Origin of the sequence: Promicromonospora sp. NPDC050249 (genome assembly GCF_040656015.1) — a bacterium.
Classification (GTDB): Bacteria; Actinomycetota; Actinomycetes; order Actinomycetales; family Cellulomonadaceae; genus Promicromonospora.
This window is the reverse complement of sequence record NZ_JBFAKY010000011.1, coordinates 103,957-123,167: the sequence shown is the minus strand read 5'-3', so window position 1 is coordinate 123,167 and position 19,211 is coordinate 103,957. Positions and strand designations below refer to the sequence as shown.

General features: G+C 71.7%; 12 protein-coding genes and 1 pseudogene. 1 reads left to right on the top strand and 12 read right to left on the bottom strand.

The genetic code is table 11. The features are described 5' to 3' along the window. Positions 1–32 precede the first annotated feature (32 nt). Together AB0I32_RS11485 and AB0I32_RS11480 are read right to left on the bottom strand one after the other, a co-directional pair. Complete coding sequence (locus tag AB0I32_RS11485; RefSeq protein ID WP_357505922.1) at positions 33–1,325, bottom strand: extracellular solute-binding protein; 1,293 nt, start codon at positions 1,323–1,325, stop codon at positions 33–35. 102 nt (positions 1,326–1,427) lie between these two features. Then, the gene (locus AB0I32_RS11480) at positions 1,428–2,579 is read right to left on the bottom strand and encodes an ROK family transcriptional regulator (protein WP_357444814.1); all 1,152 of its coding nucleotides are present in this window, start codon (positions 2,577–2,579) and stop codon (positions 1,428–1,430) included. A gap of 308 nt (positions 2,580–2,887) precedes the next feature. On the opposite strand from AB0I32_RS11480, the gene AB0I32_RS11475 reads away from it, so the two are divergent. Beyond that, complete coding sequence (locus AB0I32_RS11475) at positions 2,888–3,862, top strand: DUF4349 domain-containing protein (protein ID WP_357505920.1); 975 nt, start codon at positions 2,888–2,890, stop codon at positions 3,860–3,862. Positions 3,863–3,883: 21 nt separating this feature from the next. Here AB0I32_RS11475 and AB0I32_RS11470 read toward each other — a convergent pair whose 3' ends face one another. The 10 genes and pseudogenes from AB0I32_RS11470 to AB0I32_RS11425 all read right to left on the bottom strand — a co-directional run bounded on the left by AB0I32_RS11470 (position 3,884) and on the right by AB0I32_RS11425 (position 19,210). Then, on the bottom strand, positions 3,884–4,288 hold the full coding sequence (locus tag AB0I32_RS11470; protein ID WP_357505918.1) for a RidA family protein: 405 nt from the start codon (positions 4,286–4,288) through the stop codon (positions 3,884–3,886). Positions 4,289–4,335: 47 nt separating this feature from the next. Then, positions 4,336–5,541: an alanine racemase gene (locus tag AB0I32_RS11465; protein WP_357505916.1), complete on the bottom strand. Its 1,206-nt coding sequence runs from the start codon at positions 5,539–5,541 to the stop codon at positions 4,336–4,338. Positions 5,542–5,587: 46 nt separating this feature from the next. Beyond that, positions 5,588–7,195 carry an amidohydrolase family protein gene (locus AB0I32_RS11460; protein ID WP_357505914.1) on the bottom strand — a complete coding sequence of 536 codons (1,608 nt, stop codon included), beginning with the start codon at positions 7,193–7,195 and terminating at the stop codon, positions 5,588–5,590. Continuing rightward, the gene (locus AB0I32_RS11455) at positions 7,192–7,908 is read right to left on the bottom strand and encodes a family 20 glycosylhydrolase (RefSeq protein WP_357506006.1); all 717 of its coding nucleotides are present in this window, start codon (positions 7,906–7,908) and stop codon (positions 7,192–7,194) included. The genes AB0I32_RS11460 and AB0I32_RS11455 overlap by 4 nt, the downstream gene beginning before the upstream one ends. A 115-nt stretch (positions 7,909–8,023) precedes the next feature. Further along, positions 8,024–8,875: pseudogene (locus tag AB0I32_RS11450) on the bottom strand (family 20 glycosylhydrolase); the annotation flags it as partial. Between the two features lie 165 nt (positions 8,876–9,040). Next, positions 9,041–10,678, bottom strand: coding sequence for an alpha/beta hydrolase (locus AB0I32_RS11445; RefSeq protein ID WP_357505912.1), 1,638 nt, complete (start codon positions 10,676–10,678; stop codon positions 9,041–9,043). A gap of 89 nt (positions 10,679–10,767) precedes the next feature. Beyond that, positions 10,768–12,648 carry a propionyl-CoA synthetase gene (locus tag AB0I32_RS11440; protein ID WP_357505910.1) on the bottom strand — a complete coding sequence of 627 codons (1,881 nt, stop codon included), beginning with the start codon at positions 12,646–12,648 and terminating at the stop codon, positions 10,768–10,770. 883 nt (positions 12,649–13,531) lie between these two features. Beyond that, positions 13,532–13,753, bottom strand: a complete 222-nt coding sequence (locus tag AB0I32_RS11435) for a hypothetical protein (protein ID WP_357505908.1) — start codon at positions 13,751–13,753, stop codon at positions 13,532–13,534. A 703-nt stretch (positions 13,754–14,456) separates the two neighbouring features. Then, the gene (locus AB0I32_RS11430) at positions 14,457–16,142 is read right to left on the bottom strand and encodes a hypothetical protein (protein ID WP_357505906.1); all 1,686 of its coding nucleotides are present in this window, start codon (positions 16,140–16,142) and stop codon (positions 14,457–14,459) included. Then, a complete protein-coding gene (locus tag AB0I32_RS11425) occupies positions 16,139–19,210 on the bottom strand; it encodes a glycoside hydrolase family 38 C-terminal domain-containing protein (protein WP_357505904.1) in 3,072 nt (1,023 codons plus the stop codon). Before AB0I32_RS11425 ends, AB0I32_RS11430 begins: the two co-directional genes overlap by 4 nt. Position 19,211: the final 1 nt, after the last annotated feature.

The window sequence follows — 19,211 nt, the reverse complement described above, 5'->3', positions numbered from 1 at the left end:
GGGCGGGACGGGAAGTGGCGCTGACTCGGCGGTCAGCTGTTGAGGATCTCCTCGATGTCCGCGTCGAGCTTCTCCGCGACGGTCTTCACGTCCTCGCCCGAGGCGATCTTCGTGAAGGCGCTCTGCAGCAGCATCTTGGACTCGACGTCCGCCCACTTCGGGGAGGCGGGGGTCAGCTTGGCGTTGGCGGCTGCCTCAGCGGCGGCCTTGCCGATCGAGTTGCTCTGGTCGACCTTCTCGAAGAGCGAGGTCTTGGCCGGGAACAGGCCGATACCGGCGAGGATCGACTGGTACTCGTCGCTGAGCAGGATCTCGTAGGCGCTCATCGCGAGGTCCGGACGGGCCGACTTCTGCGCGATGGCGATGTTCGAGCCGCCGGCGAACACCTGCGCGGCGCCGCCGTCCTTGCCCGGGAGGGCGAGACCCTCGAGGTCCTTGCCGTACGTGGAGGCGCAGCCCGGCACGCCCTCGGGGTCCTCCGGCTCCTCCGGAGCGTTGATGGACCACTGGATCCAGCTCGGCGCGGAGAGGAAGGCGACCTTGCCTTCGCAGAACGGCACCTGCAGGTCGGTCTCCTGGGCGTCGGACGGGGCGTTGTTGCCCTTGGTCATGATCTCCTGGACCTGCTCCAGGCCGGCGAGTCCGCCCTCGGAGGAGAAGCCGGCGTCCCACGTGCCGTCCTCGGCCTGCTCGGCGATGTAGCCGCCGTTCTCCCAGATGAAGGGCAGGGCGTTGTACCAGTCCTGGCCAGGCCAGTAGACGCCGGACAGGTCGTCCGTCTTCAGGTCGACGGCGGTCTCGACGTACTCGTCGAGCGTCGTCGGCACCGGGGTGTCGCCCAGGATCTGCTTCGAGTAGAAGACGACGCGCGAGCCCGAGTAGTACGGCAGGGCGTAGTGCTTGCCCTCCCAGTCGCCGGCCTCGACGAAGCCGGGGATCAGGTCCGAGCCGCCCAGGGTCTCGAACTCGTCGGCGGTGATCTCGCGGAAGTAGCCGGCCGAGGTGAAGGCGGCCGCCTGGGTGTTGCCGATCTCGACCACGTCGGGCGCGTCCGAGCCGGCCAGCGCCGTCGTGTACTTGTCGACCAGGCCGTCCCAGGCCTGCTCCTCGATGACGAGGGTGCTGCCCGCGTTCTCCTCCTCGAAGGTCTTCTTCAGGTAGTCGCGCGCCTCCTTGGGCGTGTCGGTACCGACGAGCCAGACACGGACCTCGCCGGGTCCGGTCTCCTCGGGGGCCGCAGCGCCGCCCGCGTTAGCGCAAGCGGTGAGCGCGAGCGTCAGGGTGATCGCCGACGCCGCAGCGCCGACAAGACGGTTTCTGTTCACGTTTGTATTCCTCCCGGGATACGACTGTGTGTCGCGGTGCGTGGTGATGGCTCGAGTGGAAGCTCGATGTGACGCCTGCCGCCGACACGTGAACAGTGCTGTTCACGAGACCCCCAGCTGGGCGGAAAGCACGAGGACGGCGGCGCCCGCCAGCACCACGTCCTCGTCGAGTGCGGCCATCCGCAGCTGCAGGCCAGAGTTGATGGCCGGCATGGTGCGCTGACGGATGGTGTCCAGCGCGGCCTCGCGCAGGGGACCGTCGAGCAGGTCGCGTGGACCGCTCAGCAGCACCTCCGTGAGGTTGAGCGCGCTGACGACCGGGGCGAGGGTTACGCCAAGCACCCGGCCTGCCGACGCCAGTGCGGCGTCGGAATCTTCTGGGGTCTTGTCCGCGATCGCGCGGCGCAGCGCCGGCACGGACAGGACCGTCTCGAGGCAGCCCACCCGGCCGCAGGCACACTCGCCGTGATCGACCACCGTGACGTGGCCGATCTCGCCGGCGGCGTCGCCCTGGCCGTGCAGCCGCACGCCGTCGACCACTATGCCTGCGCCGACACCGGCGCCCACGGTGACCACGAGCATGCCGGAGCTGCCGCCGCCGTACGTGAACTCGCCGAGCGCCGCCGTGTTGGCGTCGTTCGCCACGTGCACGGGCAGGCCCATCCGGTCGCCGAGGATCTCGGCGAGCGGCACGTCGTACCAGCCGCGGTTGGGCGCCTCGACGACCCTGCCGTCCAGGTCGATGATGCCCGGCGAGCCGACGCCGACGCCGATCACGGGGTGGATCGCCGCAGCCACCAGCCGGCGGACGAAGCGGGTGAGCAGGTCGACGAGCTCGTCGCCGGTGCGTCCGTCGATGTCCAGCTGGCGGCGCACCATGATCTCGCCGGTGAGGCTGAGGACCGCGCCGCGCATACGGCCGTACTCCGTGAGGTCGACGGCCACTATCTGGTAGGCGTCCGTGCGGAGGCCGACCAGGATCGCGGGCTTGCCGACGCGCTGGCCGGGCCGCGTGCCGAGCTCCTCCACCAGCCCCTCGGTGATGAGCACCGAGACCAGGTCCGAGATCGTGACGCGGGTGAGCGAGGTCGCTCGTGCGAGGTCGGCCCGCGAGGTAGGCCCCTCGTGGAAGAGGTGCTGGAGCACCAGGGACCGATTGTGCGCCCTGGCGTGCTCGGGGAGCACCTTGGACGTCGCGCGCAGGCGTGCGCCGAGCCCTCGCCCGGTGCCGTTCCGCTCTGTCGTCGTCGCCATGTTTGTTAGTAGACCTCCTTAACAGAGTCGCTGTCCATCACCCGGAGCGGCCCGTAACAAGACTGTTACTTGGGTCACGTTGCTCCTGGTCGCCGGACGCACTCCGTCACCGTGTGCGGATTACTTCATGTACCTGACGAATCTGAGCCTGCCGTACCTGGCGGCGCCGGGCACGGCGTGACCGCAACGTGATCAAAAGCGGGGCAAAACCCAAGAAAAATTGGGTCACCGGGCCCACAAGTTCACAAAGGGATCACAGTTCTCAGGTGGGACACCGTCGGGCACCGCCGGGCTCCTACTCTCGTCACATGAACCGCAACCGGTCAGCCAGGGGGGACGTGGGCACGCCCGCGCGCCGACTTGCCCGAGCCCTCCTGGCAGCAGTCGTCGGAGGGACCCTCGCGGTCTCTCTCGCCGCCTGCTCGGGAGGTGGCGCGGGTGAGTCCGGCGCCTCCGACGGCGGTGGCGCCGACGCCGCACGCTCCGAAGGGTTCGCCGAAGGTGACGTGGCCGCCGACGCGGCGGGCGCCGTCGGCCTCGCCGAGTCGCCGGAGCAGGCAGTCGACCGGGAGCTCGTCACCACCGGCAACGCCACGCTCGCCGTGGACGACCCGTTCGACGCCGCGGAGCAGATCGCCGACCTCGTCGAGCAGGCCGGCGGCCGCGTCGAGGCGCGCGACGAGCGCGCGGCGACCGCGGACGAGCCGGGCAGCGCGTCGATGACGCTCCGTATCCCCGCCGACCGCGTGTCGGCCACGCTGGACGCCCTCGACAAGCTCGGCGAGGTGCGCGACCGCCACGTCGAGACGATCGATGTCACGGGCACCGCGCAGGACCTCGACGCCCGGATCGCGGCGCTGCGCACGTCGACGGACCGGCTGCGCGAGCTCATGGCCGACGCCGACCGCACGTCCGACCTCATCGAGATCGAGGCCGAGCTCTCCACCCGTCAGGCCGAGCTGGACTCCCGGGTCTCCGAGCGGAACCGGCTCTCGGACGAGGTGGCGATGTCCACCCTGCACGTCGAGATCGTCGCCGAGGGCACGCCGGCCGCCCAGGCGCAGCCCGGCGGATTCCTCGGCGGGCTGTCGGCGGGGTGGAGCGCGCTGGTGAGCACGTTCAACGTCGTCGTCCTGGTGCTCGGCGCGATCATCCCCTGGCTCGCGCTGGCGGGCGTGGTGCTGCTCGTGGTCGTCGCCGTCCGCAAGCAGGTCGCCAAGCGCCGGCCCGCGGGCCCCACCCTGCTGGAGACCGCGACACCGGCGCCGGCCCCCGCCGACTGATCCTTGTTCAGTCGGTGAGGATCAGTCGGTGATGGCCAGGGCGTCGATCTCCACGAGCATCTCCTCGCGCGGCAGGCCCACCATCACGGTGGTCCGGCTCGGCAGCACGCCGCTGGGGCAGTACTTCGCGACGAACTCGCCGTACGCCTCGTTCATGGCCGCGAAGTCGTCGCGCGTGGTCAGGTAGACCCGGAGCATCACCACGTCCTCGAACGACGCGCCGCCCGCCTCGACGATCGCCCGAACGTTCTCCAGGGTGCGCGTGGTCTGCCCGGCGACGTCGTCGAGGTGCACGTACTCCCCCGTCGCCGGATCGGTGGCGCCCTGGCCCGACACCTGCAGGAACGGCCCCTTGCGCACGCCCTGGTGGAACGTGAACGCGGGTGCGGGCGCGTCGGGGGTGGAGATGGCGGTCTTGGCGGTCATCGGGTTCTCCTCGTTCGGGTGGTGCGGCGTTCGGGTGGTGCGGCTGGTCAGAAGTCGAGAGTGATCCGCTCGGCGACCTCGTCGCCGCGGGTCACGAAGCCGGTGCGGTACTTGTCGAGAGTGGTGCACGGGTGCGAGATGCCGAACCCGACGACGTCGCCCGGCTCCAGCGGGCGCCCGGCCGCCGGGTCCACCGCGAGGTAGGCGTGCTGGTCGTTGAGCGCCGTCACGCGCACGTCCGCCAGCGGGTCGGCAGTCCCCAGCCGCCCCGCGGCGTCCGGCGTCCGCACGACGAGCGGCGTCGGCAGGTCGATGTCGAAGGACACGTCCCGGCGGCCCATACCGCAGATGACCAGGCCCGGCTCCGGCGCGGACAGCACGGAGCCCCAGACGGTGATCGCCGGCCGCAGCGCCGCGGCGCCCAGGCGCGTCCACGGGTCGGCACGCAGGTAGTGGCCGTGGTCGTGCGTCACGTAGGCACCCGACCGCAGCACCACCCGTGTCCGCACGTCCACGCCCGCGGCGTCGCGGACCGGCACGGTCAGGCGGTGCGTGACGACGTCGGCGAACGCGCTGCCGCCCGCGCTGAGCACGGTCGGTCCGTCGACGAGGCCGCCGATCTGCGCGCCCACGGCCCGCAGGTCGTCGCACCACCGGCCGACGGCGGCGAGCTCCTCGTCGCTGGTGCCGCCCGCCACCGGCCCCTCGTAGCCCGCGACACCGGCCAGCCGGAGTCCGGCGTCGTGCACGCGGACCGCGAGCACCACGGCGTCGGACACCGTGCGAACGCCCGTACGGCCGCCCGGTACGCCGAGCTCCACGAGCACGCCCAGCCGTGCGGTCACCTCGGGTGCGGCGCCGGCGAAGCCCGCCGCGAGCAGGTCGACGCCGCGCCCGGAGTCCACGTACACCCAGACCTCGTCGGCAGTGCCGTCGGCGAGCGCCGTCCGCAGCCACGCGATGTCGCGGGGATCGACGAGCTCGTTCGCGAGGAAGGCGCGGCGTCCCGCACCGGGGAGGCCCCAGCCGAGCGCCGTCCGGAGCTGTGCGGGCGTCGCCACCGTGGCTCCCCACGCCCCCGCGGCGACCTGCCGCGTCCAGATCTCGCGGGACATGTGCGTCTTGACGTGCGGCGCGTGCTCGACGCCCGCGTCCGCGAAGGCCGTCGCCACCGTCCCGATGTTGTGGTCGAGGGCCGCCTCGTCGATGGTCAGCAGCGGCCAGGTGAGCGTGGGGTCGTCGATGCGCAGCACACCCACATCCTGCCGTGTCCCGGGTGCTCCGCGCACGCGTCCGGGCTCAGCTCCGGGCCCGGGCCGCGGACCCGGCAGCGGCCGGACGCAGCCCGTGCCCCGGCGTGGCACCGGTGAGCCGCCCGGCTGCGAGCACGGGCACGCCGCCGACGAGCACGTCCTCGATACCCACGGCAGGAGTCCGCGGCGCCTCGTACGTCGCTTCGTCACGGACGCGGCCGGGGTCGACGAGAGCGAGGTCGGCGACGGCGCCCGGCGCGATCCGGCCCCGGTCCGCCAGCCCGAACCGTCGGGCCGCCCGAGCCGACAGGTGCTCAGCCGCGTCCCACCAGCTCCAGGAGCCGCGCCGCACGTGCTCGTCGAGCAGCCGGGCGAACGCGCCCCAGCCGCGAGGGTGCGGGCTGCCGCCCCAGTAGATGGCGTCCGACCCGGCGAGGTGCGCCTCGTGCCCCGCCAGCGTGCGGACCGACTCGGGCGAGTTGGTCGGCGGCTGCGCGAACACGCAGCTCGCGCGCAGCTCCGTGGCCGTCAGCACCTCGACCACGGTGTCGGGGGCGGACAGCCCGAGCCGCGCGGCGACGTCGGGCAGGGTGCGGCCTTCCGCCCACTCCATGCCGGGGACGGACGCGAAGGTGATGCGGGGCCAGAGGTCGGTCAGGCCGGCGAAGTGCTCGGCGAGGCGGACGGCGGTCGCCGGGTCGCGCAGGGCGTCGACCGTCGCGCGGGCATCGGCAAGGGGCAGCGACGGAGGCAGCGTCACCATGGACAGGATCGAGCATCCGCGCAGGTAGGGATAGGAGTCGTAGGTGACGTCGCGGCCCGCGGCCCGCGCTCCCCCGACGTGCTCCAGGAGCTCGCGGGCGGGGCCGTGCAGGTGGGAGACGTGCGTCGCGACGTCGGACGCGCGGGCGATCCGCATCAGCTCGTCGAGCGCCGCGACGCCCTTGTCCTCGTACCCGCGCATGTGGCTCACGTGCGGCAGCCCGCGCGCCGCGACGACCTTCGCGAGCGCGACGAGCTCCCGTTCGTCGGCATACACGGCGGGCACGTACTCGAGACCGGTCGAGAGGCCGCAGGCGCCGTCGTCCATGGCCTGCTCCAGCAGGCCCACCATCACGGCAATCTCCGCGTCGGACGCCGGCCGCTGCGCGGCCCCGAGCACCCGGTAGCGCAGGGTGCCGTGCGGGGCGAGGTACGCGACGTTCACCGGGACGGTGCGGTGGTAGGTGCCCAGCAGGTCGCCCACGGACCCGCCGGCGAACGTGGGGTGCACCCCGTCGATGGCGGCGAAGTACGTGCTCGCCCAGTCGTAGGTCGCGCGGTCGCTCGGGGCGAACGAGACCCCGTCCTGCCCCGTCACCACCGTGGTGATCCCCTGGCGCAGCATCGCGAGCTGCACGTCCTGCTCGAAGACGGCGGCCTCCGCATGCGTGTGCGCGTCCACGAAGCCGGGCAGCACGACCCGGCCGCCGGCGTCGAGGACTTCCGTATCCGGCTCGACACCCGGCTCGACGGCAGGTCCCGCACCGTCCGAGGCGCCGGTACCGGTGATCGTCGCGATCCTGCCGCGCACCACGTGGAGGTCCACCGGCTCGGACAAGGTTCCGTCGCGCTGCGGCACCCGGGCGGCGCGGACCAGGATCGTGCCGGTCATCCGTCACCCTCCGGGGTCTCGGTGACCTGCCCGCCGGCGGGCAGGTTCTCGACCCCGCCGTCGTCCCGCCAGCCGCCCATCCCTGCCCAGCCGCCGACGGCGGTCTCCGCCGCCAGGTCCCGCGGGTAGCCCTGGACGCCGGGCCGGGTCTGCCACGGGTGCGGCCCGGCGAGCGGCCGGTACTCGACGCCGTATGCGTCGAGGCGGGGCAGGTGCCGCCGCTCGAGTCGGCCCAGGAACTCCTTCGACGCGGCGGAGCCCTGCGTCCGGTCGGCCCGCGGCGACCAGGCGACCTCGGCGAACGCCGCCAGCCGGGGAAAGGTCGCGTAGTCGATGCGCCGGGCGCTGTCGAGGTGCTCGGTCCAGACCTGGGCCTGCGCACCCAGGAGCCGGCCCGCGCCGTCGGCCACGCCGACCAACGGCGCGGGCAGCGGCTCGAAGGCGTACACGTCCTCGACCGTCCGCAGAAAACCGACGGGGATCGGCTCGGCAGGATGCTCACCGGCCCGGTGGTCGAGGTAGACGGCCTGCTCAGGTGCCATGACGACGTCATACCCGGCATCGAGCGCTGCCGCACCCTGGGCATAACCGCGCCAGGAGGTCACAACCACGTCCCGCGGCAGCATCGGCGACATCGCCTCGTCCCAGACGACGGCGCGGCGCCCGGCCTCGGACACGTGCTCCGCGAGCCGGGCGACGAACCAGCCGTGCAGCTGGTCGACGTCGGGGGCTCCGTCCTTGCCGACCAGGCCGAGCGCCTTGGCCCTTGGCCCGCTCGACGATCCGTGGCGACTCGCGCCAGAGGGTGGGCGGGACCTCGTCGCCGCCGAGGCCTATCCAGGGTGCGTCGAAGACGTCGAGCACCTCGTCCAGCACGTGCCGGAAGAACGCGAGCGAGCCCTCGGACGGGTCGAGCACGTCCTGGCTGATGCCCCACGTGGTGCGGACCGTGCTGCGGTCCTTGCGCGTGCCGAGCTCCGGGTAGGCGGCGACGGCGGCCTCGACGTGGCCCGGGACGTCGATCTCTGGGACCACCGTGACGCCCCGGTCGCGGGCGTAGCCGACGATCTCGCGCAGGTCGTCCTGCGTGTAGAACCCGCCGTGCGGCCGGCCGTCCTTCGAGCCGGTGCGCCAGGTGCCGACCGTGGACTCGTGGCGCCACGCGCCGGTCCGCGTCAGCTCGGGGTAGCGGTGGATCTGCACGCGCCAGCCCTGGTCGTCGGTGAGGTGCAGCTGCAGCACGTTGAGCCGGTGCGCGGCGGCGAGGTCGATGAACCGCAGCACGTCGTGCTTGGGCAGGAAGTGGCGTGCGACGTCGAGCAGCACGCCGCGCCACTCGAAGCGCGGGTGGTCCTCGATGCGGGCCACCGGCAGCTCGAGCGGGCCGGTGCCGCTGCGGCGGTAGGCGCCGGGACCGGCGAGCTGACGCAGGGTCTGGGCGGCGGCGTGGGCGCCCGCGAGGTCAGCGGCCTCGACCCGGACGAGGCCCGCCGGGTTCACGTCCACCCGGTAGCCACCGGCCAGCAGGTCGGCCGCGAGCGCGAAGACGACGGAGCTGCGGTCGGCCGCCGAGGGGACCAGGTCGAGGCCGAACGCCTCCTCCGTGACACGCCGCCACCAGCGCGCGGCGGGCCGCAGCGCGGGGTCGGCGGCGATGCCCGCGCCGTCTGTCAGCAGCACCGATCCGCCCGGCACCTGCGTCGACGCAGGTGCCGGGACGAGGCCAAGCTCTCCGGGGCGTTGCACGCGGTCACACTAGCGCGGTGCCGGTGCCGGTGCCGGTGCCCTACGGCGACGGGAGCACGCGATCCCGGAGGACCCCGCGCTCCCGCCTGCCACGACCCGTCAGCCCGCCGGGCAGGCGACGTCGCGCCGGGGCATCTTCCCCTCGACGAGGTAGGTCGTCCCGATGTTCAGGGCGCACGCGTTGTCACCCAACGCGTAGACGCCGTGACCGCTGCCGTCCACGGTCACGAGCCGGGACCGGTCGCCGAACTTCTCGCGCAGCCGCTGGCCACCCGCCAGCGGGGTGACCGGGTCACGGCGGTTCTGCAGGATCAGCACGTTGCGCGGGCCCTCGTCGGAGATCCGCACCGGCGGCTCGACCGGCTCGGACCAGTACGCGCACGGCAAGATGTTGGCCGACGCCGCGCCGAACATCGGGAACTTCTCGCGGTCCTCGGCCACGGCCCGGCGGTAGGACCTGAGGTCCTCGGGCCAGTCGCTGTCGTTGCAGGTCGAGGCGATGAACACCGACAGCGCGTTGGAGAGCGGCGACGCCACGTCCCCGGCGGCGGCGCCGTCCGACAGGACACCGTCGAGGAGGTTGCTGTCGAGCAGGCCGCGCACGGCAGCCGCGTCGCCGTCCCGGAGCGACTGCCAGGTCTGCGCCGTCCGGCCGTAGCTCAGCGGGCTGTAGAGCCCGCCGAAGACGACCTGGCGGAACAGCGCGCCGTCGATCCCCTGCACGGGGTCGCGGTCCAGCCGCTCGGCGGTCTCGAAGTACGTGGCGCGCACCTGCGCCGGTGTCCTGCCCAGCCCATAGGCGGTATCCCGCTTGGCCGCCCACTTCGCGAAGTCGGGGAACGTCTGCTCGACCCCCTGAGCGAACCTGCGCAGGCCTTCCTGGTCGAGGTGGGTGTCGCCCACGTTGCTGTCGAGCACCACCCGGTCCGCCGTCTCGGGGAACATCGACGCGTACGCGGCGCCCAGCGCGGAACCGTACGAGTAGCCGAGGTAGCTGGCCTTCTCCTCGCCCAGCGCCGCCCGGATGCTGTCCAGGTCGCGAGCCATGTTGGCCGTCGACACGTGGCGCAGCAGCCCGTTCTCGTCGTTGGCCGCGCACTGCTCGGCCGCGGCCTTGACGACCTCCGCGTGCTCGGCGACCGCGGCGTCGTCGACCGCGTACGGCGGGACGTTGCTGAAGTAGCCGCCGCCTGCGGTGAACCCGCAGTCGATACGGGTCGAGTGGCCCACCCCGCGAGTGTCCATGCCGATCAGGTCGTAGGCGTCCAGCACGCTGTCGGGGACGCCCCGCGACATCAGGAGCGTGGACTGCGTGAGCCCGGAACCGCCCGGCCCGCCCGGGTTGAGCAGGAGCACCCCGCGGCGCTCGGCCGGGTTGTCGCTGGCCAGCCGGGAGATCTGGAGCTGGATCTGCTCGCCGTCGGGTTCGGCGTAGTCCAGCGGCACGGGCACCTTGGCGCAGGTCAGGACGTACGGAGCCGCCTCGGTCGCGACGTCGGCGGGGCACTCGCCCCACTCGACCTGCGCCGCCGGCGCGCTGTCAGGATCGGCACCGTCCGGCCGGACGGCGGCCGCGGCGGGCACCATGAGCGCACCGGCCAGTGCCACGGCCAGCAGGGCGACACCCCCGCCGCGCGTTCGTAGTGGTCGGACGCGCTGCTGCGCGTCGTCGGACGTGCCGCGGTACGGCACGCCGGTCGGGTCCGGATGTGGGGAGCTGACGTGGGTTCGCCTCATGTACCCACCCTCGGACGACGCGCGTGTGCCGGTAAGTGTCGCCGATCACGACCTTGCCCGGAGGAATGCCCGGCGACGCATGACAGATGTCATTCCCGCCGCAGCACCGGCTCCAGGGCGGTCAGCACTGCCGGGTCCTCGATGGTCGACGGCACGGCCGGGTGCTCGCCGTCGGCCAGCTGGCGCATGGTGCGCCGCAGGATCTTGCCCGAGCGGGTCTTCGGCAGCCCTGCGACGATCTCGACGTCCTTGAACGCCGCGACCGGGCCGATCTGGTCGCGCACCGCTGCGACGAGCTCCGCCGTGACGCCCTCGGCGTCGGTCCCCGCCTTGAGCACCACGAACCCGCGCGGCACCTGGCCCTTGAGCGCGTCGGCGACGCCGATCACCGCGCACTCCGCCACGGCGGGATGGGCCGCGAGCACGCCCTCGATCACCCCGGTGGACAACCGGTGCCCTGCCACGTTGATGACGTCGTCGGTGCGGCCCATGACGTGGACGTACCCGTCGTCGTCGATGTAGCCGCCGTCGCCGGAGAGGTAGTAGCCGTCGTAGGCCGCGAGGTACGAGGCCACGTAGCGGGCGTCGTCGCGCCACAGCGTCTGCAGGGTGCCCGGCGGGAGCGGCAGGCTGATCGCGATGCTGCCCTCCTGCCCCGGCCCCGCGACGGTGCCATCAGGCAGCAGCACCCGCACGTCGAAGCCGGGCACCGGGACCGACGGCGAACCGGGCCGGGTGGGCATCGGGTCCAGCCCGCGCAGGTTGGCGACGATCGCCCAGCCGGTCTCCGTCTGCCACCAGTGGTCGATCACGGGCACGCCGAGGATGCTCCCCGCCCACTCGTACGTGCCGGGGTCGAGCCGCTCCCCCGCGAGGAACAGGTGCCGCAGGGAGGAGAGGTCGTGGCTCGCCACGAGGATGCCCTCCGGGTCCTCCTTCTTGATCGCCCGGATCGCCGTCGGGGCGGTGAACAGGGCCTCGACGCCGTGCTCGGCGACGACCCGCCAGAACGCCCCGGCGTCGGGCGTGCCGACGGGCTTGCCCTCGTAGAGCACGGACGTAGCGCCCGCGATCAGCGGCCCGTAGACGATGTAGGAGTGGCCGACGACCCAGCCGACGTCGGACGCCGTCCACCAGACCTGGCCGGCCCCGATGTCGTAGATGTTGCGCATCGACCAGGCCAGGGCGACGGCGTGGCCGCCGTTGTCGCGCAGGATCCCCTTGGGCTTCCCCGTGGTGCCCGACGTGTACAGGATGTAGAGCGGGTCGGTCGCCGCGACCTCCGTGCACGGCGCAGGGTTGGTCCGCCCGGCGTGCATGGCGGTGGCCCAGTCCAGGTCCCGGCCTTCGACGAGCGTCGCGACGGCCTGCGGCCGCTGCAGCACCACGCACGACGACGGCTCGTGGGTCGCCAGCTCCAGGGCCCGGTCGAGCAGCGGCTTGTACTCCACGACCCGGGTGGGCTCGATGCCGCACGATGCCGACACCACCACCTTCGGCTGCGCGTCGTCGATCCGCAGGGCCAGCTCGTTCGCGGCGAACCCACCGAACACCACGGAGTGCACGGCGCCCAGCCGCGCGCAGGCCAGCATGGCGACGACGGCCTCCGGCACCATCGGCATGTAGATCACCACCCGGTCGCCCTGCTCCACGCCGAGGTCGCGCAGGGCGCCGGCGAACGCCGCGACGTCCTGCAGGAGCGTGGCGTAGGTGATCGTCCGGGAGGTGCCCGTGACCGGGCTGTCGTAGATCAGCGCCGCCTGGTCCCCGCGGCCCGCGATGACGTGCCGGTCCAGCGCGTTGTAGCAGGTGTTCAGCCTGCCGTCGGGGAACCAGCGGTAGAACGGCGGGCTGTCGGCGTCGAGCACGCGGGTGGGCTTACGGAACCACGAGACCAGCGCTGCCTGCTCGCCCCAGAACCCCTCGGGGTCGGCGAGGCTGCGTCGGTGCACGTCCGCGTAGTCGGCCATGTGGTGCCCTTCCGCTCTAGCTGGCGGACCCCGGTGTCCCGCTCCGCTGCCACAGTGTGCCCCGGAGCTGCGGCGCCGTCGACCCGCGGCAGGCCGATCTCTCTCCCCGGCATCGGCTACGTACACGGCAAGCTACTCCGAGCGCGGGTGGCCTGCGCCGATCCAAGCAGCCCTCTTCGGGTCAGATCCACGTACACGCTCCCCAGGTCGGCCAGCCCGGTTAGCACATCCATGTCCCATGAGGGCGAATACCCGCGTTCGTACCGGGCTATCGCGTGGGCGGCGAGAGTGGAGTGCTGCCTGGTAGTGGCCCAGACCTGCGCGTTTACAAATCCGCGAGTTCCGAGCGCGAAGTGGGTTCACCGGGGCGCAGCCGCGAGGGTGTCGCCTCCCGCTGTTCACGGAGCACGTTGTTGCCCACCGCTGGAGTCCCCCTCGCAGACTTGGATTGCCCCGTTGACTCGCAGAGAACTCCAGTTCGTCCTGCAGTGGGACCACCTCCACGCGCTTGTGGCCTCCGATGAAGCGACTCCTTCGTCGGGTGAGAACGTAACGGCGGCAGAAGTAACCAACACCCCATTGACCACATTCGCCCAGTTCAAGGCCGGGGAATCGGCTTGACTTCTCAAGAACCACCTCCATGAGATGCCGGCCACACTCACAGCACAACGACAGCAAGACGGAGGACCTAGCTAAGACCCGATGGCTGTTTTGGCGTATGAACATCCTATCCAGGGTGTTACCCGGCGTTCGCTGGCGGTACAAATGGGGCTATCTTAATACGCTGAGACCGCGGCGGGAAAGTGTCTTGCCTCGGCCGTCTTTGATGCTGCTCTGATGGATTGCTGCAATCTGCCAGCGGGGCGAAGCAGGTCTGCCCTATTTATCTTTCATGGCGAACACTATTGCCATCATCGCGAATTCGACGAGTGTTTCGACGCGCGATGACCCCATAGGCCCCCATAAGCACCGCTACCGCCAAAATAGAGATGACGGTCGCGACAGTACCAAACTGCGATACCACCATCACCGCAGCCACTCCGATAACGAGCAGCAAGATTGGAATCAAGATTCGTACAATTTCCAGCATGGTTTCGCGACGCATGAATTCTCCTCATCGGCGTGAGTGTCGGTCGTGCGGCTCACAAGTGAGCCGCACGACCGACCTATCGGCACCCATCACCCCAGCATAAAGCTGGGTCTATCACTACGGGAACGTATAGGTGTTCACGACACACGTGCGCGGGTACGGTGTCGCGGTTCGGACCCTAAGATACGGCCTTGAACTCGGGCAGAGGCCGTAGCTGTCGAGGTACGAGCCAGCAACTGCGAGCATCACCGCAGCAACCGCGCAGAGCGGAACACTGACGGCACAGATTACCGCAGTTAGTGCTGCAATGTAGCCCGCATTGATTGCACGCTGGTCCGCCTGATTCAGGAAGAGATACGTCGCACAGACTCTCTGTCCGTTAGAGTTCCAGCAGTCCTGGCGAATAACCGCATTAGTGCAGTAGATCGGTAGCGGGATCGAATTCAGATTCGGTCTCGCCGGCAACGGCCGTCAGGGGGGTGACGGCCATTGCAAGCGCCGTGAAGAACGCTGTAGCGAGAGTCCCGAGGAGTGACCGGACTCGCTTCTGCTTCTGTGTGTCCATGAAAAGTCGCTGTCCAGCAGAGGGCACCGGGCGCCCAGTTCGCGCCGCAGCGCGGATCCAAGATGATGTGACACTCAGCGCATGCTGTCGCGATCACCGTGGTGGCGAGGCCGGACATCTGTTCGCCGCCCACCTGGACCTGCAGTGATGCCCTCAGACAGTGCGTATGAGAACCCGCACGACCCCAGGAGAGCTCCCGACGATGTACGCCCGGCTGCCGCCTACGGCATCGGTCGCCCCGAGGTAGGTGTAGTCCTCCCCGGGCTGGTAGCGGGCCGGGCCCGCCGCGCCGGTGCCGGGGCCGAACTCGACGGTGCTGTCCCCCACGCGGTAGCGAGCGGTCCCCGAGTCGAGCCGCACCACGTCGTCGAAGACCTCCGCCGCGCCCTCGAACGTACCGCCGGCGCGGAAGGCGAGCTCGAGCGCCCACGGCAGCTCGGGCCCGTCGGTGGTGATCTCGAGCTCGACACCGTCCGCGGTCGGCCGCGCGGCGATCCGCGTGCGCAGCACCACGGTCTCGGTCTTCCGGTCCGCGAAGGACATCGCCGCGGAGAACCGGCCCTCGTCGGCCAGGTCGTAGGCACCGTCGGCGCGCCGGTCATCTTCCGCGAGCGGCTGGTAGTAGCTCCCCTCCAGCCGCTCGACGAGCACGACAGCGTCGCCGTCGTGCTCGATCTCTGCCGCGCGGAACGGGCCGAGCCCGAAGAAGTCGCGGGACAGCCGCACCGAGTCGAGGACCACGTCACCCGCGAACAGACGCAGGAAGGTCGGGTTGTTCGCCAGCCCCGAGCGGATACGCCGCTGGCGGGGGTAGTCCGACCCGCCGTACAGCACCAGCGTCCGCGCCGGGTTCGCGTCGACGACGAGCCGCGACGCCGCCCACTCCGCGCGACGCGTCGCGGCGGGCGGTTCGACGTCGGGAAGACGTTCCGCGAGGCGCGGGTCGAGCAGCAGCTCGGTGAGCACCGTCTGGGGTTCGATGATGCCCTGCGCGGCGGCGTGCTCCGCCGCCCAGGCAAGATCACCACGTGCGCGCTCGATCGCGAACCGCCGGTACGCCACCAGGTACGGCGCGAGCGGGAACAGCTCGCCGCGCTGGTCCTGACGCCGCGAGTGGACCGTCTCGACGGTGCCGTCGGGGAGGATCAGCCCGAGCGTGGCCTCGAGGTTGCGCACCACCACGTCGTGCAGGTCCGGGCGGTCGAAGACGTCTCCGATCAGGGCGAGCGACGGGTTCGACACGAACACCGCGTAGACCGCGCTGCGCTCCGAGAACATCCCGTCGCTCTGCAGGTCGATGCCCTCGGCGAGCCAGAGCTCGGCCCGAGCACGCACGGCCGGGTCCGCGCGACGCCGGTGCAGCCTCGCGAGGACCGCCGTGAGCTCCCACCGGTGGTTGGGCGTGTGCACCCCGCCGGCGACCATGGCGGGCGCCGCCGCATCGGCGATCGCGCCGAGCACCTGGTCGAGCGACGCCAGCGCCGGTGCGGCGGCGCGGCGGATCAGCTCGAGCGTGTCGCACACGTCGTTGATCGCGAAGGCGGTGTCCGGCGGCGACTCGATGTTGTCCCCGCCGACGAACAGGCCGGACGCCGCCTGCATCCCCGCGAGCGCCTCCGCGTGCGTCACGGCGCGCGAGACGAGCGCGGCGTCCCCGGTGTGGCGCCCGCCGTCGGCGAGATACGCGCTGACGAGCAGCTTGATGTCCCGCATCGTGGCGCGGTACAACCCGATGTGCCCCAGGTCGACGTCGTCCGGCGCCGTGGCGAGCACCCCGTCCACCGCCGCGTCCGCCGCCGCGATCACCGCACGGCGAAAGACCTCGTCCACCTCGGTCATGTGTGGTTCCCTCTCACCCTCAGCGTCAGTACCTCGAACGGACGCAGCACGATGTCCGTGCCATCGCCCCCGTCGTCCACCACGGCCGTCGTCCCGCCGGCGAGCGGTGTCTCGACGAGGTCGCACTCGCGCACCTCGGCGACCGCGAAGTCGGCATGCAGCGTCGCGCGGGTGCGCGCACCGCGGCTCTCGTAGACCCGCACGACCAGGTCGCCGGAGCGGTCGTCGGCGAGCTTGACCGCCGAGATGACGGCGGAGGTCGGCGCACCGTCGACGCCGGTGACCGTGACGACGGGGACCGGCGCCGCAGCACCCGTGATCCGGCGCAGCGGGGCACCGAGCACGGCTCCCGCGCGCAGCGCCTCGTCGGTCGTCGGGGCCGGCGCGAGCACCGTGGTGAAGGCGTGCTTTCCCTGGTCCGCGTCCGGGTCGGGGAACGTCGGCGCGCGCAGGAGCGACTGCCGCACGGTGGTGACGACGTGGCCGTCGACGCTGTCGCGCGTGACGTCGTGCCCGTAGACGCCGTCGTTGGCCACGGCGACGCCGAAGCCGGGCTCGCCCACATGCACCCACCGGTGCGCGCACACCTCGTAGCGTGCGGCGTCCCACGACGTGTTGGCGTGCAGCGGACGGCGCACGTACCCGAACTGCGTCTCGTACGCGGCGTCCTGTGCGTGGACGTCGAGCGGGAACGCGAGCTTGAGCAAACGGCGGCGCTCGTGCCAGTCGACCTCGGTACGGATGCGCACAGCGGAGTCGACGACCGTCACCGTCTGCGTCAGGCGGCTGCTGCCGAACGCTCGCTCGATGCGCACGCTGCCGTCGTCGCGCAACGTCACCGTGCCGTCGACGAGGTCGACGGCGTTCGCGCGGTAGGAGCGGTCGAGATCCCACGCGTCCCACTTCGCCGGGGCGTCCACGTGCAGCTGCGGCAGGTTCGCGGCCAGGCCCTGCGGTACGAGATCCCGCCCGGACGCGAGGTCCACCACGTGCGTGATCAGCCCGTTCGCGGTGATCACCACCCGCAGGCCGGGCGAGGCCAGCTCGACGCCGCCGTCGGGCAGCGCCGTGGCGGCCACAGCCGCAGCCGCTGCGACGTCCGCGGCCCCGCCGAACGCGGGAACACCCGACGCCGCGAACGGTGCCGCGTTGACCGCGAGGCTGCGCGTCCCCTCGCCCGCGAGCGCACGCAGCGCGGTGTCTACGAGACCTTGCAGCCGCTCGGTGACGCGCTCGTGCGAGGCCTCGGCCTCACGGTGCACCCACGCGATGGCGGTGCCGGGCAGGATGTCGTGGAACTGCAGCAGCAGCACCTCCTGCCACAGCTCGTCGAGCTCGTCGTACGGATAGGGCGCGCCCGTGCGCACGGCGGCGCTCGCCGACCAGAGCTCGGCCTCCACGAGCAGCTGCTCGTTGCGCCGGTTGCCGCGCTTGGTCCGCGCCTGCGAGGTGTAGATGCCCCGATGGAACTCGAGGTACATCTCGCCCGACCAGACGGGCGGGCTCACGTACTCGCGCTCGATGGTGCCGAACAGGGCGGCGGCGGTGCCGAACCGTACCCGCGGCGAGCCCTCGAGATCGGCCTGCAGGCGCGCGTCCCACATCATCTCGCGCGTCGGGCCCCCGCCGCCGTCGCCGTACCCGAACGGCATGAGCGAGTGCGAGGCACCCGCGTGGTCGGCGAAGTTGCGCACGCTGCGGGCGAGCTCGGTGGGGCGCATGTCGCCGCTGTAGGTGTTGTTCGGCGGGAAGTGCGTGAGGATGCGCGTGCCGTCGATACCTTCCCAGAGGAATGTGTGGTGCGGCATCGGGTTGGCGTCGTTCCAGCACATCTTCTGCGTGAAGAACCAGCGCAGCCCCGCCTTGCGCAGCAGCTGCGGCAGCGCGCCCGGGTAGCCGAACGAGTCCGGCAGCCACCCGACGTCGCTGCGCGCGCCGAACTCGCGCTCGAAGAAGCGCGTCCCCTGCAGCAGCTGACGAGCCAGGGACTCCCCCGACGGCATGTTGACGTCGGACTCGACCCACATGTTGCCGACCGGGACGATGCGGCCCTCCGCGACGCGCTGCTTCACCCGCGTGTACAGCTCGGGCTCCTGGCGCTTGAGCCAGGCGAAGTGCTGTGCCGACGAGCTCGTAAAGACGGCGTCGGGGTCCCGGTCCATCAGGTCGACGACGTTCGCGAAGGTCCGGGTGACCTTCCGTACGGTCTCCCGGCTGGGCCACAGCCAGGCCGAGTCGATGTGCGCGTGGCCGGTGGCGACGATGCGGTGCGCCGTCGCGGCCGCCGGCGAGGCGAGCAGGGGGGCGAGCACCGCCCGTGCGGCGGGCGCCGCTGCCGCGGGGTCGCCCGGGTCGAGCGCGTCGAGCGCGTGGTCAAGGCCCGCCAGCAGCGCGGCCCGGCGCGGCTCGTGCTCGCTCAGCTCCAGCGCGAGGCCGCGCAGTACGGTGACCTCGCGGACCAGGCGTTCGACCTCGGTGTCGACCCGCCAGATCTCGAGCCGCCCCAGCCGGTACAGCGGCGCGTCGGGCGCACTCACCGGGTCGCCGAGCGACGTCGGCGCGTAGGCGCGTGGCCCCTTGAAGTCGTCGCCGCCCGACAGGTCCGGGTTGGCCGCGGCCTCGACGAGGAAGACGAACGACTCGCCGGGACCCGCCTCGAGCGGCACGTGATGGTTGCGGGGTTCGAGGCCCTTCACCACGCGCCCGGCCGGTGTGCGCACCAGCCCCTCGCACTGGAACCCGGGCTTGGCGCCGTCGAACCCGAGATCGAGGGAGAGCTCGACGCGGTGCCTGTCGTCAGGAGCCCAGTGCGCCGGTACGCGTGCGGACACCTGGAACCACGTGGTGCCCCAGGGCCGCCCCCACCCGTACCCGGGGGCGGCCGGCACGAACGTCGCGGGATCAGGTACGTCGGCGAACGCGACGGGCTCGCCCGTGCCGCCCGGCTTGCCCGGCACCGTCCATGCCGCGACATCGAGCGGCACGGACCCGGCGGTGACGGCGTCGGCCAGGTACTCGCCGAGCCACCGGTCGACCCTTCCCAGGATCGAGGACACCTGTACGTGCACT

Bases quoted from the DNA above. Each gene is read 5' to 3' on its own strand.
- AB0I32_RS11440 (WP_357505910.1), bottom strand. From the start codon at position 12,648: ATGGCCGACTACGCGGACGTGCACCGACGCAGCCTCGCCGACCCCGAG.
- AB0I32_RS11435 (WP_357505908.1), bottom strand. From the start codon at position 13,753: ATGCGTCGCGAAACCATGCTGGAAATTGTACGAATCTTGATTCCAATC.
- AB0I32_RS11460 (WP_357505914.1), bottom strand. From the start codon at position 7,195: ATGACCGGCACGATCCTGGTCCGCGCCGCCCGGGTGCCGCAGCGCGAC.
- AB0I32_RS11445 (WP_357505912.1), bottom strand. From the start codon at position 10,678: ATGAGGCGAACCCACGTCAGCTCCCCACATCCGGACCCGACCGGCGTG.
- AB0I32_RS11480 (WP_357444814.1), bottom strand. From the start codon at position 2,579: ATGGCGACGACGACAGAGCGGAACGGCACCGGGCGAGGGCTCGGCGCA.
- AB0I32_RS11470 (WP_357505918.1), bottom strand. From the start codon at position 4,288: ATGACCGCCAAGACCGCCATCTCCACCCCCGACGCGCCCGCACCCGCG.
- AB0I32_RS11430 (WP_357505906.1), bottom strand. From the start codon at position 16,142: ATGACCGAGGTGGACGAGGTCTTTCGCCGTGCGGTGATCGCGGCGGCG.
- AB0I32_RS11475 (WP_357505920.1), top strand. From the start codon at position 2,888: ATGAACCGCAACCGGTCAGCCAGGGGGGACGTGGGCACGCCCGCGCGC.